9 protein-coding genes are annotated in these 17634 nt (G+C 49.8%); 3 read left to right on the plus strand and 6 right to left on the minus strand.

Going from position 1 to position 17634, the window contains the following annotated elements:
* The 3 genes from ACT8X9_RS06075 to ACT8X9_RS06085 all read left to right on the plus strand — a co-directional run.
* Positions 1 to 196: hypothetical protein (locus ACT8X9_RS06075; RefSeq protein ID WP_444268434.1), on the plus strand; the 196-nt coding region annotated here is incomplete at its 5' end.
* A 165-nt stretch (positions 197 to 361) separates the two neighbouring features.
* Positions 362 to 754 carry a plasmid mobilization protein gene (locus tag ACT8X9_RS06080; protein ID WP_444268435.1) on the plus strand — a complete coding sequence of 131 codons (393 nt, stop codon included), beginning with the start codon at positions 362 to 364 and terminating at the stop codon, positions 752 to 754.
* Complete coding sequence (locus ACT8X9_RS06085; protein ID WP_444268436.1) at positions 726 to 2333, plus strand: relaxase/mobilization nuclease domain-containing protein; 1608 nt, start codon at positions 726 to 728, stop codon at positions 2331 to 2333. Before ACT8X9_RS06080 ends, ACT8X9_RS06085 begins: the two co-directional genes overlap by 29 nt.
* Before the next feature lie 80 nt (positions 2334 to 2413).
* Here the strand turns inward: ACT8X9_RS06085 and ACT8X9_RS06090 are convergent, their stop codons facing one another.
* The 6 genes from ACT8X9_RS06090 to ACT8X9_RS06115 all read right to left on the minus strand — a co-directional run bounded on the left by ACT8X9_RS06090 (position 2414) and on the right by ACT8X9_RS06115 (position 17628).
* Positions 2414 to 3289 (minus strand): PASTA domain-containing protein, encoded by an 876-nt coding sequence (locus tag ACT8X9_RS06090; RefSeq protein ID WP_444268437.1) that lies wholly within the window; start codon positions 3287 to 3289, stop codon positions 2414 to 2416.
* A 189-nt stretch (positions 3290 to 3478) separates the two neighbouring features.
* Positions 3479 to 4282: a YodL domain-containing protein gene (locus tag ACT8X9_RS06095; RefSeq protein WP_055185921.1), complete on the minus strand. Its 804-nt coding sequence runs from the start codon at positions 4280 to 4282 to the stop codon at positions 3479 to 3481.
* A gap of 1 nt (position 4283) precedes the next feature.
* Positions 4284 to 4523 (minus strand): transposon-transfer assisting family protein, encoded by a 240-nt coding sequence (locus ACT8X9_RS06100; protein ID WP_444268438.1) that lies wholly within the window; start codon positions 4521 to 4523, stop codon positions 4284 to 4286.
* Complete coding sequence (locus ACT8X9_RS06105; protein WP_444268439.1) at positions 4520 to 8557, minus strand: DUF3849 domain-containing protein; 4038 nt, start codon at positions 8555 to 8557, stop codon at positions 4520 to 4522. Before ACT8X9_RS06105 ends, ACT8X9_RS06100 begins: the two co-directional genes overlap by 4 nt.
* A complete protein-coding gene (locus ACT8X9_RS06110) occupies positions 8547 to 9008 on the minus strand; it encodes an XF1762 family protein (RefSeq protein ID WP_444268440.1) in 462 nt (153 codons plus the stop codon). Before ACT8X9_RS06110 ends, ACT8X9_RS06105 begins: the two co-directional genes overlap by 11 nt.
* Positions 9009 to 9072: 64 nt before the next feature.
* Positions 9073 to 17628: an Eco57I restriction-modification methylase domain-containing protein gene (locus tag ACT8X9_RS06115; protein WP_444268441.1), complete on the minus strand. Its 8556-nt coding sequence runs from the start codon at positions 17626 to 17628 to the stop codon at positions 9073 to 9075.
* Positions 17629 to 17634: the final 6 nt, after the last annotated feature.

The following is a 17634-nucleotide window of genomic DNA, read 5'->3' on the forward strand; positions in this document are numbered from 1 at the left end:
ATCCAGAAGGGCATTTTGGAATACAATTTTTGAAAAAATTTCAAAAAAATTTGAAAAGTGTATTCCAAATCGGGGCTGCGGATTCCTATTTATAGAAGGACTTCTTTTGATAGGTCTGCGGCATACGGTAAAAGACAGGTCTTTTTCTGTCTTAGAGCAAGATTCGCCTATGGTAACTCAAAACTCCCTTTCGTGATTTTTCGTTCCCGGCAATCTTGATGGGGATTCCGTTCCCCATTCCCACGGTACGCACAAAATCTCGGATTTTGACTATCTGGCTCCACATGAATGTGTTCGCAGCCGAACGCCTACGGCTTATCGGGAATTGCTTCGCAACTATAAAATGCAGGAGGATCACACTATGGCTCGGCCCAAAAAAGACGAAAGTATCAGACGGACTAAGAATGTAATGGTTCGTTTTACCGATGTGGAGTACGCACTGGTTTCGTGTTCTGCTGAACAGGCTGGCTATCCCGTTGCCGTTTATGTGAGGAAACAGGCCATAACCGAAAAACTTCACGTTCATTACAACATCGTTGCCGACATTGCAGAACTGCGAGATTTTGCGAGACAACTTTCCCATATCGGAAATAACCTGAACCAAATTGCAGTTTTTTTCAACAGCGGCGGCATCCAATCTCGTGCCATGTTGGAAGAAATCAATCGTTGCGTGACCGACCTCCGCGCTATGCGGAAAGAAATTGCAGGACTGGCAGGTGATTATCGTGGCAATCTTAAAACACGTCGCGGGTAAAAGTGCAGACTATGGCGCGGCACTCGACTATTTGAAATATGAGCATGACGAAGTTCTGAAGAACCCCCTGCTGGATGCAAACGGGAACTGGGTACTCCGCCGAGATATTCTTCTGGAGGGCATAAACTGTGAGCCAGAACTTTTTGATGTGGAATGCGAAATACTTAATGCGCAATACCACAAGAATCAGAATTACGACGAAATCAAGACGCACCACTACCTCATCAGCTTTGATCCTGCCGACAAAGACGAGTGTGGACTGACAGGTGAACAAGCGCAGGCCATCGGCATGGAATATGTAAAAGCCAACTTTCCGGGGCATCAGGCGTTGGTCTGCACCCACATGGACGGTCACAACGGCAGCGGCAATATCCATGTGCATATCGTAATCAACAGTCTGCGAAAGCTGGATGTTCCGCAGCAGCCCTTTATGGAACGCCCTATTGACTGCAAAGCAGGCTATAAGCACCATCTAACAAAAGACTATCTGAAACATTTACAGCAATCTCTTATGAACATTTGCATGAGGGAAAATCTCAATCAGGTTGATTTGCTTTCCCCATCTGTCAACAAAATCACACAGCAGGAGTATTATGCCAAACAGCGCGGGCAGATCAATCTGGACAAGTTGAACGCTGAACTTGTTGCAGAGGGTTTCACTCCCATGAAAACTAAGTTTCAAACGGAGAAAGATAAACTGCGCGATGCCATTACTGCTGCGGCGAAGAAAGCAAAATCTTTTGAAGAATTCTGCCGCCTGCTCCAAACCGAATCCAACATTTTAGTAAAAGACCACCGTGGTCGATTTAGTTACCTTCTCTCGGACAAAGAAAAATACATCTCTGCCAGAACGCTGGGAACCAGTTTTGACCGTGAACATCTTCTGACGCTTTTTGAAAGTAACGCGATCACCGCTGCAAAAGAAAAACAGCAATGGAGTGTTGCTGACCCCATTGCCGTTCTCTATATCAAGTCCAATCTTCGTCTGGTAGTGAATTTGCAGGACTGCGTAAAAGCCCAGCAAAGTCACGCCTATGCTCAGAAAGTCAAAATTTCCAATTTGCAGCAGATGGCAAATACCATCGTCTATGTACAGCAGCATGGTTATGATAGCTATGAAGATTTGAAAAAAGCGCGCGATGAACTGTCCGTCAAAATGTCCGATGCCCGCAACACCGCCAAATCTACCGATGCCGACTTAAAGCGGCTGAACGAGAAGATTCACTATCTGGGGCAGTATCTTTCTACAAAAGCCACATACAAAGAGTTTTTGCAGGCCGGCAACAAGAAGATGTACCGTTCTGCGCATCAGGATGAAATTGCCAGATACGAAGAAGCCGTTCAATTCTTGAAACGCAATTCCACGGATGGCACAATCCCCACAATGAAAGATTTACGAGCAGAAAAGGAAAAGTTGCTTTCTGCTCGAACCGCACAATACGAAAGCTACACCTATTTCAAAGATTACTACCACGAACTGCAAACCGCTCGCAGGAATGTTGATATGATTCTTGAAATGGAACACACGCAGCAGCACACCCGTACCCAGCCCAAGCGCAGTCACGAACCATCTCTCTAAAAAAGGCATGAAAAGAGCCAGCCAAGACTTTTCCTATGGCTGGCTCTTTTCTCTTTTTATTTTCAAACTAATTCACATCATTATTGATCATCTTTTTCTAACTGAATTGTATACTCAGCAGAGCTATCAATATACACATCCTTACTCCATGTAGCTTCATCTGAAACTGCACGAATCAAGTAAACTCCTGCTGGAACCGCAATCATAGCCGAATTATTTTCCGTTCTAAATGGAAAGCCTCTATCTACGGTATCATCACGGTATTCATAGTAGATTTCCATTCCCATATTAGAAATATCAACGCCACTAAAATCCAATTGTGCAAAGCACATTCCTTTCGGTATATAGTCTCGCTCTGTCGAAACCTGATCTGGATTCTTTTCTTTATTCAGGTCAATCCCTCTGACTGTTATCATTCCTTTAGACCAGTAAATAAAATCGGCAACTTCTTCTATTCTTAACGCCCCCGTATTATCCATCATCAGTTTATGGAAGTAATCCTGAACTGTCCATTCTGGAATTTCAATCTGCTCCAAGGAATTTGTCAGTTCTATTCCAGTTCCACGGTTAACCTCTTGGTTAGGTGTCAAAGTTTGCCTACTAACAAATGTACTTTGTTCTTCAGTCTTATTTTTGACATATAACCCAGAAATCGCCAATACTTGTTCCGCTTCATAAGTGTTCATTCCAACAACATTTGGAACTATAACTGTATCAACTGTCAAATTTGACGATGCAGTAACATCCTCAGTTTTCTTTACGTTATTAAAAACATAATTTACAACAAAAATTCCAATCAGTCCTACTGCAACAATCGCTGCTACTTTTTTTGCCGCCTTTTCTCTACTATCTTTTACAGAATGTACCGAGCAAAAGCCCATCAAAATCAGAATTAACAGATCCGCTGCATTCTTGATTGGCTCCACCTTATCTAGTATATAATTCAAGAATTCCATAACTACCTCCTCTACTGGCTACATTACTATTAACTCTTATCCTGCCTTTTATAATGCCACATTTTTGTAGTTAAATCAATCAATCTTCCCCAAAAATGGTGCACAATTTTTGGGCTGAGCCATTTTTGTTTACACACATAACAAACAAAAAGTCAGGGCTGCCTAATGGCACCCCTGACTTTTTACAACTTACCCTTTCCGGCTTCTCTCCTGCTGCTGTTGTTGGGTCTGGTCTTTCTGTTTCCGCTGTGCCTGCTTGATATGCAACCGATCCAGCACCGACCATCTGCCACCAATGCGCCGTGGCTTTTTCGGCACGTTGTTCACGCAGCCATCTATCATGTCGTAATTCTGCTCTGTGCCGGATTCCCGCGCACGTTCATACGTTCCGTTCGTCAGGCATTTCTCATGTTCGGTCATATCCTGCTGCTTCTTTTCAGCACGATGAACATACTCTGTAAGGATGGAGCGAACATTTTCAAAGCCGTTCGGAGCATCCGTCACAAATACGCCTTTGCTGTCTACCACGATTGGTGAAACGGCATCTTTGCGTTGCTCATTACGCATCATAAAAAAGCAAACACCCTCGACAACTTCGCTGTCATACGGAAGCCACGTTCCAGTCTTTCCATCAATTTGATAATTGGGAACCATGTAGACGACAGTGTTTCCGGCTGCATCAGCATCCATAAAGCCACCGAACTCTATCAGTTCCTCTTTATCGACGTAGAAAAACTTACGTCCCTTTTCTTCATCCCATACGATCACATCGCCAACACCAAAGGAGCGACCAATAAATGTGTTTGGCCGCTTTTCTTCCAACCGCTTCCGGGCTGTCATCGGCGTATCGCTGAGGGCAGGCTTTCCTTTATATGCACTCTGGTAATTCTGATGATGAATCAAAAAGCCGTCCTCTACCTGCTGCGCATAGGATTTTGCCCAATGCTGATGATGCACCTCTTTGATTTGGAAAACTCTATACTGGTTTATCATTTTACGTTTTCTCCTTTTCCGACTCCTCCGGCCTATACCATTCCAGCTCCAGCCCCTTGAACTGCTGCTCATTCAACTGCTGCATCTTCGGGATCGTCTGCTGGACAAGCGCAGACATCTCTGCATCCTCTGCCACAAGCGGCTGAACCTCCGTCAACACCTGAATCGTGTCTTTGAGTGTCGGCTGCTCAAACATCGCCATCAGCATCAATTCCAGTTCATCAAAACGCACATTGCTCATAACTCCATCCCTTTCTTTTTCGCTTTCTTCGGCTTATCCTGTTCCTGTGCAGGCTGCTCCTGTTTCTTGGCTTTCAGACTGCGCAGGGCATCCAAAACATACTTTTTCGTGTTGCTGCGTTCCTGCTCCTTACTCTGCTGCCGTGCCGCCATCATTTTTTCCATATCGGAGATTGCCTGCTGCACCAGCTTATCATCCCTGAAGTAGTTGATGGAATTGATGTTCTCGCGCTGCACTTTATCGTTCACAACCAGCTCATACATTCCAACAAAGCCACCATCTTCCTCGATGCAGAATCCAATGCACTTGTCGGCGTTCATCCGCTCAGACGGAATCTTGTCGTAGACTTTCAATGCTTCTTCCATCGTCAGATGGTCGTGGAACTCTCCCGCAAATGTAAACTCCAAACACTCCGCAACATAAAAGCTGAGCGTTTCTTCCGGCACAGGTCTTTCTGCGGCGAGTTTTTCTTTCAAAACCTCTGCCTGCTGCTCTGCCACCATATCGGCCTGTTCCCGCAGTTCTGCCGCGTCCATGACCCTGCCCTGTGCTGCATCGCAGCCAAACTCTGCAAGCAATTCCGTCATAGCATCCTGCACAGACTTATCTCCATCCGTTTCGAGAATGCCGCCATCCCGTTCCGTGAAGTCCTTATTATATAAGGTATAGTCGAAACCATCGTCACAGGTCTGGATATGGAAATAGGCATCCGGCAATTCGTATGCCAGCTTCACATCCTGCACGGCTAACGCCCCCTGCAACGGTTGCACAACATGATTCTGGATATACGGGTTATCCCAGCCCGGAACCGTTTTATAGTCCTCTACGATGGTGTCAATGCCGTTCCTGCACTGCAAAATATCCAGCGAACCATGCAGCGGATCAGGATTTTTCTCCACGCCCAAGGCTTTCATGCAATGGTTCGGAAGTGCCTGATACTGCGACATTGCACCGTCGAGATTGCCGAACCGCTCAATTTTCAAAGGCGCGGCCTGCAAGTTTTCGACCACATAGAACTGCTTCACGAAAGGCTGCTCCTGTTCCAGTTTTTTCTGCGCTTCCAGTTTTTCCCGGAACATCGTCACAAATCCATCCAGAATAGCCGGATGGCTTTCAACCACCCAGTCTGTGCGGAAGGTCATGCGGTCTGCATTATGCTCCGGGGTGCTGACCTGCTCTGCCCATTCCTTATTACCGGGAGAAAAGCGGCCATCGTAACTTTTATGATGCAGAGTGTTCGCCAGAATGTAGCCCACTCGCTCCATACCGTACTGCCGCACCACCTGATTGACTGCATCATTGCCAAGGTACATCCCATCATAGTTATCCGCAATCGTTTTTTGAATTGCCTGCTTACACTCGCCGTTCAGCCGATAGGAGGTACGGTATAAATCCACCTCGTCATTTTCTTTGGCATAGCTGAACGGCTCATAGTAGACAGGCACATCCGAATAGTCCTGCGCGCTGTTGTCCGGCACCGGCGCAGCCTTTTCAATGATCTCTGATACCACATCATCCTTATTCGGCATATTCCATTTTTCAGAAAGATACTCTTTTACCACATCCAGAAATTCATCATCGAAGCCGTTCCACAAATCCTCTGCCACCAGCTTGCCCTGCTCATTGACTGCAACGCAAGCCGCCATATCGCCGTGTTCCTCATGTTCCAGCAGGAAGAACTTCTCGCCGCCGACTTCCGTTTCATCAACAGCATACCATGTGCCGAGATGTCCCTCGACTGCGATGTGGTCGGAATCGCCGTGGATCAGACCACTTCTTTTCTGCTGCTGTTCCTCCATGAACTCTCGCACAGTCAACTCCGCGCCTGTGAAGTTCAGTCCTTCCTCGCCAAGCTCCAGCCGCCCCTCTGCACCAAGGTCAAGTTCTTCGGCCATCAGAACAGATGCTGCGTGGTTCACCACCACAGTTTTCTCCACTGTAATGGGCTGGCATGGGTCGTAGTCCGAACCGCGCAGATCATAGCGATATAAGTTCTCCGGCACATCTTCATCCCGCAGTCGGCCATTGCTGAAAAGACCCGGCTTATCAAAGATTTCGATTTCCTGCAGTTCTTCGTTCAAAAGGTTTTCTTTCTGCAAATCCACATTCCTTTCCTTGAAAAATTCCGGCAGTTCAGCAAAGCCGATGCTGTCCACATAGTAGGCTTTGACCGTACTGCCATCATTGAGTACCACCACATCGCTGACCGACAGCGAATGACCCGTAAAGTCTGCCGGACGCTGGATATTGAACCGTTCATAAATGCCATCCAGCGTGTCCTTTTCCGTAAGCGGCGCGGCATAGATCAGGTCATAATCTGCACGGGAAACCGTCATGCCTTTCTTCTGCACATAGTCCAGCCCCATGAAACGATAGTTATGTTCCGGGTCACGCTCTGTAATCTGATAAATGCCGAACTGCTTTTCGCTGCCATACAGCAGCACATCTTCCTGTTCTGTCATGTTCCGCTCCTGTTCCAAATCTGCTATTGCAATCTGGAAGGTATCACTTCCGCGCTCGATTTCCTCTCGCGCCGTGACAAGAATCGGCCACGGGCTGATGCGGACAAGATATATCTGCTTACCCTCATCGTACAGCCGCAGAGCCTGCTCACGGTTTATCACTGTCAGCGGAAAATCCGGGCGCACATACTCATTCTCTGCATAATCTTCCCGCTGTTCCAGCAGAATCGCATCCCATGCGTCTGCTTTAATGCCGAAAATGCCATCGTGCTGCTCGATTTCCTCTTGGCTTACATAATCACCTGCCGTTCCATCACGGAACAACGGATAAATCCTCTCACCCAGCCGATGCCATTCCCGTGCGCCCTCTTTCGTCAGCGGCAGCACATCATCGTTCAGGTAGCCATAGTCGTGCATTTCGGAAAGACCAATCATCCCATCCGGGAGATTTTCGATTTTCTCCTGCGCATCGTACATCAGGCGGTTGACTTCTTCTTTGTCATCCTCGGCCAGTGCAGCCGCAAGACCGTTCACCAGTTCTTCCGTTGCAGCCCGGTCATCCAGCTTAAAGGCAAAATTCACGATGAGGTTTCGCTGCTCATCATCGAAAATCGTTTTCTCCTGCTCCCTGTCTGCAATCAGCTTTTCCGCATACTGCATCGCGGTCATGCGCTCTGCGCTCCTTTCTGCCACTGCCGCTTCCAGCTTTTCCAGAAAGTCGGCTGCGGTCAATCGAATCGTATCCATCGAATCTTTCAGTTCCTTCATCTCCTTGCCGCTGGCCCAGCTTGCCACATATGGAAATGAATAATCGGACGTATCAATACCCAGAGCCGAGCAGACCGTAAATGCAATGCTTTCAGCTTCGGTTTCTTTCGTGAGCCTGTCTTTTTCTTCGCCGCGCTGCTTCATGAAATCGCTGTTATGCAGCATCGCATGAGCGACTTCGTGAATCATCGTTTTTATGGTCTGGCTCTCGCCCATGCCGACCTGAATGCAGATTTCTTTGTCTGCATCACTGTAATAGCCTTTGGCATCCCCTTCGATTTCATCAAACCGCATCGGCACAGGCGATACCTGCTCGATTGCCGCCGTAAGCAGCGCATAGTCTTTGACGCTGGCCGTCAGTTCGTTCACTTCCAACGACGGAATCGGTTCCCCATCCGTCTGCGATATATCAAAAACTGTCGTCAATCGAAACCTCGGAATAACATACTCCACACGTTCCATTTCCGGCTCACCGTTTTCGTTCAGTACAGCCAGACCCGTATCTTTGTCGATTTTCTCGCGCTCCTCCACTTCCTTGATGGGAGCCGGAGCAATGATCTGGATGCCCTTTTCGCCTTTTTTGACGTAGCGGTTGAACTTATTCTTCCATGCGTTGAATCCTGCCACCAGTGTAGCATTGGGCCGCTGCATAGCGATCAGCAGCGTATTATTGAAGCTGTAATTGTGGAATTTTGCCATCGTGCGCAGATACGTCGTGTACAATTCTGAAGTAAAAATGTCCTTTACTCCCTGATCCAGCCGTTCCGTGATTTCTTTCATCTGCTGTTTGCGGTCAACTGCCATGCAATCCCTCCTTTTTCTTGACCCATCGTGTTTTCATCTGGTGCGGATATTGGTCAGCCTGTTTCGGTGCCTTCGCACCGTTCCACTCCAAGCCCCCGGCTCTGCCCTCACAGGTGTAGCCGGCAGCTTTCAGGGAGCTGCCATTCTCCGTGTCCAGAATGTAGGTAACAACTTTGTTGTAGCCCATGGCCCGTGCTGCACGATATGCCGCCGCATACAAAATGCTGCAAGCGTTCGGCGTTCCATTCGTACATAAACGGTTGACTTCCAGCGTGTAGCCATCGTCCAGCCGCCGCGCCACAGGTCTGCCGCAGATAGCAACGCCCACCAACGCGCCATTTTCTGATACGCCGATAGAGAATTTATGCCCTCTCGTCGGCTTATGGTGGCGGTGGTACTGCTGTACAAATGCGTTTGCCGTTTTTAGATTGATCGGTGTTAATGTCAGCAAATGCCCTCCTTTTTCAAAAATGCCCCGTTAGATTCCTTGCAGAGATCTAACGGGGTTATCCTATTTACAGTTCCATATCGTGACTTTTCCGCTTCTGGGTTTTCTGTGGTTCTGCGCTGCGCTCTACCTGCTTTGCATGAAGCTGTGCCAGCACAGAGGGTTTCCGCACATTGTCCGCAGTGCGCTCTGCAACGCGGCCCGCATAGTTTGCAGGCTGACGCGGCCTGTCTGCCACTTCCGTTTCGGCTGCATCCTCATCCACGCCCAGCGCATCCTCACCGCCCTTTTCGTCCATGTTGAGCAGAGAGTTCAGCTCCGCAAGGCGCGCAGATTTTTCGGCCAATTCTACTTCCTGCTCAAAAGGACGTTTGGCTTCTTCCTTTGCCTGCGCCAACTGCTGTTCCAAGGTCTCCAGTCTGCGTTCCACCTGCGGCAATGCTCTTTCGATACCTGCCAGTGCATTGGTAACGCGCAGGATATTACCCAGCGGGTCTTTGCCGACTTCCATCGAATAGTTCCACGCGCCCTTGATGGATAAGCGGAACACCTTATCGAAATTGTCAAACCGGGAGTGCAATTCAAACGCACCGTAGTTGCCGATCCTGCCCTCGGTACCTGCTGCTTTCAGAGCCTTGCAAGCCTCAATGATGGCGGCACCAGCTTCCTTGCGTTCGGTATGCACCTTGCCGCTGATTTCCATAAAGAAGTGGTCTTTATCCTGCGCCAGAAGCGGTTTTGCCGCTTCCATATCAGTTTTCAATGCTTCGATCTGACCCTTTGCCGCAGTAATTTCTCGTGGATAGCGGCGCGCAATATCCGATTCCAGACTATAAATCTGACTGGTGTGATTGGCTTTCAGCAGCTTCAGTTTGCTGACCTGAATATCCAAGTCCATCTTTTCTTTGATGTAGGGATTGCCTGTCGCCAGTGCCTTGATTTCGGCATAGGACAGCGCGGTGTCGTCCACATCATCGCAGGCACGGACAGGAGATTTGGAAGTCATGATCTGAGAAATGAACTTCTGCTTATTTTCCAAAATTTGCCACATATACGAATCAAACGTATTTTCGGTGACGTAACGATAAATTTTTACCTGCTTATTTCGGTTTCCCTGCCGAAGAATACGTCCCTCCTGCTGTTCCAGGTCAGACGGCTTCCACGGACAATCCAGATGATGCAGGGCAATTAGTCGATCCTGAATATTGGTTCCTGCGCCAAGTTTCGGCGTAGACCCCATCAGGATACGCACCTGTCCGGCACGCACCCTTGCAAACAAGTCAGCCTTTTTAGTTTCCGTGTTATACTCGTGAATGAACGCCACTTCCTCACGGGGAACACCTCTCTTCACCAGTTTCTCCCGCACATCATCATAAACATTGAATGTACCATTTGCCTTTGGTGTCGATAAATCGCAGAAAATCAACTGTGTTCCCTTGTCCGGCGCAGATTCTTCCCAGACCTTGAACGCATTGTCCACACAGCGATTCACCTTACTCTCCGGCTCATCCGGCAGCATATCATTCATAAGCCGCTGGTCGAGTGCCAGTTTTCGGCCATCGTTGGTGATCTTGAGCATATTATCGAATCTGGGATTCACATTACCGTTGCGTACAGCCTCGGCACGGTCTGCAAAGGAACTTACCATTTCTTCCTGCGTTTCGCTCGGTTTCAGCACTTCGTTGATGTACTCTGCTTGCGGCACAGGCAGGTTCAGCATATCTGCCGTTTGCACATCTGCCGATTCCTTGAACAGAGAAATCAGCTCCGGCAGATTAAAGAACCGGGCAAAGCGCGTTTTTGCACGGTAGCCCGTCCCTTCCGGGGAAAGCTCGATTGCCGTGACGGTTTCGCCAAAGGATGCCGCCCAATCATCGAAGTGGCTCAGTCCCATCTTCTGCAGGGTGTCATACTGGAGATACCGCATAATGGTGTACAGCTCCACCATCGAGTTGCTGACCGGGGTTCCGGTTGCAAAGGTCACGCCCTTGCCGCCTGTCAGCTCGTCCAGATACTGACACTTTGCAAACATATCACTGGACTTCTGTGCATCCGTCTGGGCGATACCTGCGATGTTCCGCATTTTTGTGTAGAGGAACATATTTTTATAGAAATGCGACTCGTCCACAAACAGACGGTCAACACCCAGTTCCTCAAATGTAACTACATCATCCTTTCTTGTCTGGTCGTTCAGCTTTTGCAGCTTTGCTTCCAGTGTTTTCTTTGTTTTTTCCATCTGCTTGACCGTAAAACTGCGGCTATCCTCACTTCGGGCATCTGCCAGAGCCAGCGTAATGTCGTCGATCTGACGCTCGATAATAGCCTTCTGCCGTTCCGGGGAAAGCGGCACTCGCTCAAACTGTGAATGACCGATCACGATGGCATCGTAATCGCCGGTTGCGATACGGGAGCAGAACTGCTTTCGATTGCTGGGTTCAAAATCCTTTTTCGTTGCCACCAACACATTCGCATTGGGATAAAGCCGAAGAAAATCTGCGCCCCACTGCTCTGTGAGGTGGTTCGGCACCACATAGAGGTTTTTCTGCGACAGGCCCAGTCTGCGGCTTTCCATGCCGGCAGCGATCATCTGGAAGGTCTTGCCTGCACCCACACAATGAGCCAGCAGCGTATTGTTACCGTACAGAATGTGCGCCACGGCATTTTTCTGGTGCGGCATCAGAGAGATTTCCGGGGTCATGCCCTCAAAACGAATATGACTGCCATCGTACTCACGGGGACGAATCGCATTGAAAATCCGATTATAGGTCACACACAAATCCTCGCGGCGGTCTAAATCCTTGAAAATCCACTGCTTGAACGCTTCCCGAATGGATTCCTGCGCCTGCTGTGCAAGCATGGTTTCCTGCTTATTCAGCACACGGTGGTCGCCATCCGCATCGTGAATCGTATCGTAGATTTTGGTATCCCGGAGATTCAGCGCATCTTCCAGCAGCTTATAGGCGTTGACGCGCAGGGTTCCATAAGTATTGGTGACAAGCGGATTGCCGCGATCCAGCGACTTGCCCGAAATGTTCCATGCACCTGAAATTTCGGAATAGGTTGCCTTAATGTCAATCCCGGCATAGTAGTTCGGGGTCTTGAACACTTCTTTCATAAACTGCGTGATGTACTCCGGCTTTACCCAGTTTGCACCCAGCCGCACTTCAATTTCCGAAGCATCCAAATCCTTGGGCTGTACCCGTTTCAGGTAATCCACATTGATCTGATATTCAGCATGGTTTGCCGCAAAGGTTTCTGCTGTGGCCAGTTTTTCACGAACATTGCCGGACAGATATTCATCCGAGGTTTCCCACTGCTGTGTCAGAGGGTTTCGGAAAATCGCGCCCGCCAGTTCATCCGTGATCTCCTGTTCCGGTTTACCGCAGAGCTGCATCATAAACGGCACATCCACCTTTGCTTTTTCTCCGATGGAAAGTGCCAGGGCTTCGCTTGGCGTATCCACCGATGTAACAGGCTCCGGCTTACGGATGGTACGTTTGGTGAAAATATCGGCCAGCCGTTTGAGATTCTTCTCCTCGTCCAGAATTTCCAGTGATGCCAGCAGACAATAACTGCTGTCCTGTCGGAAAGCCCTCTTGTTGGCAGTGCTGTTGATCAGACCATACTGCGCCTTAAATGCGGTGTACTGCTGTTTCAGTTCATTCTGCAAAAGCTGTACTTCCGCGTCAGAACCATCATGCAGCTGACAATTCAACAGCTTCCGGGTGGTTTCCCGCAGCGCGATCATGCCCAGCACTCGCTCTGCAGTAACGGCAGGCAGTTCCACCTTATTCATAAAGGAATTTTCGCGGTAGTAAATCTGCCCATCTACGTTCGTAAAGCTGAAATTCTTCACGCCGGGGTCTGCCGGGATAGGTTCTTCCTGCACATCCAGTTCATCGTCGGAGATTTCCGGCTCCGTGATGGTGGCATGGATGTTGCCGACCGCCTCTTTTAACTGCTTGGCAAGGTCTGCGCCTTCGATGGGCTTGACCGTAGTTTCCTGCTTGCCGTACTGGGTACTTTCCGTGGTGATCTCGCCCAGCACCATTTCAGGATGCTGCGCAAAATACTGGTTGATGGAGTAGCCCTCCGGTGTTTCACCGAGATCTACCCAGTCAGCCCGTTCCACCGCTGCACGGTCACGCTTCTGCAGGAACAGAATGTCAGCAACCACGCTCGTGTTGGCATTGCGCTGGAACGCATTGTTCGGTAACCGAATCGCTCCGACCAGATCGGCACGGTTGGCAAGATATTCACGGACAGAGGAATCTTTCTTGTCCAGTGTACCGCTGGACGTTACCACCGCCACCACACCGCCCGGACGCACAAGGTCAAGGCTCTTGGCGATAAAATAATCGTGGATGAGGAAATTGTGGCGGTCATACCGCTTATCCGGTACCTTGTAATTACCGAACGGTACGTTGCCCACAACACAGTCAAAAAAGCTGTCCGAGAACTGCATCGTTTCAAAGCCCTGCACCGCAATCTTGTTTTTCTGGTACAACTGCTGTGCAATGCGGCCTGAAATGCTGTCCAGTTCCACACCGTACATCCGAATCTTCTCCATGCTGTCCGGCACCAGACCCATGAAATTGCCGACACCGCAGGACGGTTCCAGCACATTGCCTTTGGACAATCCCATATTATCCAGTGCTTCGTACATCGCCTTGATAACTGTAGGGGAAGTGTAAAATGCGTTCAGGGTACTGGCACGAGCTTCCTTATACTCGTCTGCCGTGAGCAGAGATTCTAATTCAGCATATTCCTTTGACCAGTCCGCATTGTTTTCATCGAACGCCTGCGGAATGCCGCCCCAGCCCACATACCGGGAGAGTATCTCCTGCTCTTCTGCGGTAGCCTGCCGTTGCTCTGCATCCAGCGTTTTCAGCAGCCGAATGGCTTCCACATTGGCTTTATACTTTGTTTTCGGCCCTCCTGCGCCGAGGTCGTTGTCCGTAATATGGAAGTTAATAGACTCCTGTTTGGACTGCGCAGGCAGTTCCGTTTCTGCTCCACTGTCCAGCGGAAGATTGTGCTGCCGCCTTGCATGGTTGACCTCTGCCGTGGTCATAGGCTGCTGTGTCAGCGGTTCCAGGGCTTCCTCTGCCGCTGCATGGCTGATGGCATCCGTTCTGTTCTGCACATCTGCGATCAGCTGCATCTGTTCCGGCGGAAAGTCAGGCTTGAGCAAATCTTCCAACTCGCCGCCCGATTCTGCCACCGAATAGATCACATCCATCTGCTCCGGGGAGAAATCCTCGTAGGCCACACCAGCATTGTGCAGAGCCGTAAAGACTGTGATTTCCACCGCTTCTTCCATCGGTACATCAGCCTGTTCATACAAATGCCGAATGTACTCCAGTGGTTCCGTTCGGAAGATCGGATACCGGGCTTCTTTTGCAAGGGTCATGTCCTGCAAGCTGACCGTTCCCTGTTCAAAGTTGACCGAATCCACACGGAACTCCCTATCGTCCAGTTCAATGATGGTATTGACGGGCAGATATTCCTCTCTGCGGAAATACTTTGTCTGCGCATGGATTCCATCTTCCTGCTGGCCTGACAGATAGACGCTCTCCCCTTGCTTCCAGAGCTTCATTGCCTGCGAAGCCCACTGTTCACGCGGAAAACCGGATACCTCAACTTTGCCGAGTGCAGTTTCCTTTTCCAACAGCTTGCTGCCAAGAAGTTCTGAAACGCACTTTGCATCCTCGCCGTAAAACTCAAAGTTTCCGTACTGCTCATACCCGACCAGAGCATCCGGGTAACGCTCTTTCAGCGCGTTATACTCGTTGGCGGCATCCAGCGGCATGGGCTGCAGCATCTGCTCTGAGGTCTTTTCATCAGCAAGAGGCGCATCCTTTTGGGGTTTCTCAACCGCTGTGGCGGTTGACTGCTCTTTCGCTTGCGGCTCCTGCTCCATAAAATCAAAGATGGACAGCTGTCCAAGCTCAGAATCCGCAATCTCAACAGCCCTCTTCTTTTCCGGGAAAATCGTGTACGTTCCATCGACATACTGGTGCAGGATAGAAAGGGATTCTGCCCTGCGCTCATATTCTTCGGAATCCATTGGCACAGACAGCAGTGCAGTGTCCATCTGCTCCAGAAGTTCCGTTGCTTGTTCAGGGTCTGCCAGCTTTTCGACGAGAGCCTTTCGTCCCTCTTCGTGGTAAAGATCCTGCGGGAAAGGACGTTCCACCTCGTTCGGCAGATGGTGATAGAAGCCCATCACCCGCATTGCCATCTGCTCCTGCTCATAGACAGGCATCCGGGAATAGTCCGCTGGTTTCAGATATTCACTGTCACGGATAAGCTGGTCGATCCGGCCTGCGGCCTGATTCCAGTTCAGATGAACGCTGGCATACGGGTTTCCGTATGAGCCACGCTCCAAAGCAATACCCCTGCCATCGTGATCTTCGTGAGAATCGTCTGCCCCGCAGAGTACATGGCTGCTGCCGCCGATCCCGTAATGCTCTTTCAGGAAGTCAGCCCGTTCTTTTTTGTCCTCATGATTCAGGAAGAACGAATAGATTGCCAGCCGACTGTCCGAATAATTGCTGCCTCGTGTGAAAAAAGCGTTTATTTCATCTTCCGTGATGAACTTCTTATACTCATTCCAGTGAAAGCCATCTCTTGCGGCAAAATTCTGATAAGGCTTTGCAAACTGCCGGAACAGTGCCGCCACTTTATCCGGCTTATAAAAGTGCATCCGCATCAGGTCTTTATCTTCGGCGTAGGCTTCCCCCAGCGCAGACAATCTCTCATTGAGATCGGTCAGAAAATCCGTATCATCCAGCAATCCTGCCAGCCTGTCTGTCAGTTCCGGGAAACCGCCCCTGAAGATTGCTGTATCCTGAAACACCGCTTCGGCAACACCGTCTGCCAAGTCGCGCTCCATATAAGCCAATGTCTGCGCGTGTTCCTGTAAGGCGTTCTGCCGTGCAGCGTCCAGAACCGCCTGCGGCGCATACTCGCCCTGCCGGAGCAGTTCATGGATACGATTGCTCACATCCTCCCACGAAAGAGACGCATTGGCAATCGTACCGCCCTTTGCCGTGCTGCCTGCCGCAATGCGCAGCCCTAAATCATCGAACCAGACCGCATACTTTGCACCGCCAATTTCAAAGCCTTTGCCGCCCGTACCATATTCGTTTTTCACGAACTCCGTGTATTCTTCCGGGGTTTTCTCAACCATGAAATTGTAGATCAGACGAAGCTGACCTTTGCTGCGGTTGCTGCCCGTGCGCAGAACTTCATCAACCACTTCGGAATCAAGTGCAATCTCGTCCGCATACCGCGCCCGGATCGGTGCTTCAATGGCGCGGATCTGCTGTTCCACGGTCGGCAAATCAGGCAAAGAAAAAGCAGAGGCAATTTCTTCCTCTGCTTCGCTCAAATCCTGTTCCGTTGTCGGTTCAGTTAATTGTACACCAATTCCTTCAAGACGATCTCTTCTGCCATCGCCGTCAGGCTGTTCTGATGTGCCGCCCATGCCAGCGGGTTCTTCTCCTTGCTCGGTGCCGGGAACTTCTCGTTCAGGCTGTCCAACAGGGATTCCATCCGGTTCTCCGCTGCTTCCTCGATCTGCGCCAGATGCTGGTTCAGCCTGCCGCTCATCAGCATACTCTGATACCAGTTCTTGCGGTTCTCTTTCAGGTACGTCCTGCGCAGCATCCCGTACTTCCCGATGGTCTGCGGCTCGTCCTGCACGGCCAGATTCGGGAACAGGTAATCTCCCTTGCGATGATACGTCAACTCCATTTTCTTGTCCTCCTTTGGTCGTGTTTTCTACGGTTTCATGCTTTAACGTGTTAAAGGCTGTATTGGTATTATACAAGCTGTCAACGGATTTTTCAAGCTGCTGCGTGATTTCTTTTTGATGAATTTTCCGCATCTCGCGGCCAATGTCAAAAAGAACGGCCTCACACTGCTCTGAAACAGCATTGCCAAGGAACGACAGCACAGGCAGCTTGTTGAAATCCACGATACGGATAAAATCATCATCGTCCAGTACATCCATAGGCTCCTGCCCACAACGGCGGGAAAGCGTATAGAAGATACTGTTGGTCATCAGTTCCCGGAAGCGGACGCGGATGTTATCTTCGTCCAGTTCTTCCAGAAAAGTATCTGCCACCTCATAGGCCAAACCATCCATCGCTTCATCCAGATTGTCGGCGGTCAGCTGCTGTGCCAGCTCCATCAGGGCAGTATTCATGCTGTCTGTCTGGGATAAACCATAGGTATCTGCCAGATGGTCTAAGATAGCCTGCTCATGCTCGTGGCTGTCCAGATTCCATAAGAGCGGTGTTCTGCCGCCGCGCACCAGATGGGTGTCAGCAATATCGAACACATACCGCAGCTTGGTACGAGGTCCGGTATCATCCAGAAGCGCGATGCCTTTTGCACCACGGTTGACCCAGCGGCTCATTTTCTGATTCCAGAGTTCCAGTTCTGCACATGCGGTTGCATCGGGTCGCTGCGCGTGGATCAGGAGCGCATCGGTAAACGAATAGCGGTACAGCAGCGCCGCCACATCCAGATAACTCATCCAGTCCTGTGGCGAGTTACTGACATACCGGGCGTTCTGCTGCGCCAATTCTCGAATATCGTTAATCTGTAGCAAGGGTCA

Origin of the sequence: Faecalibacterium sp. (assembly GCF_052358865.1) — a bacterium.
GTDB lineage: Bacteria > Bacillota > Clostridia > Oscillospirales > Ruminococcaceae > Faecalibacterium > Faecalibacterium butyricigenerans.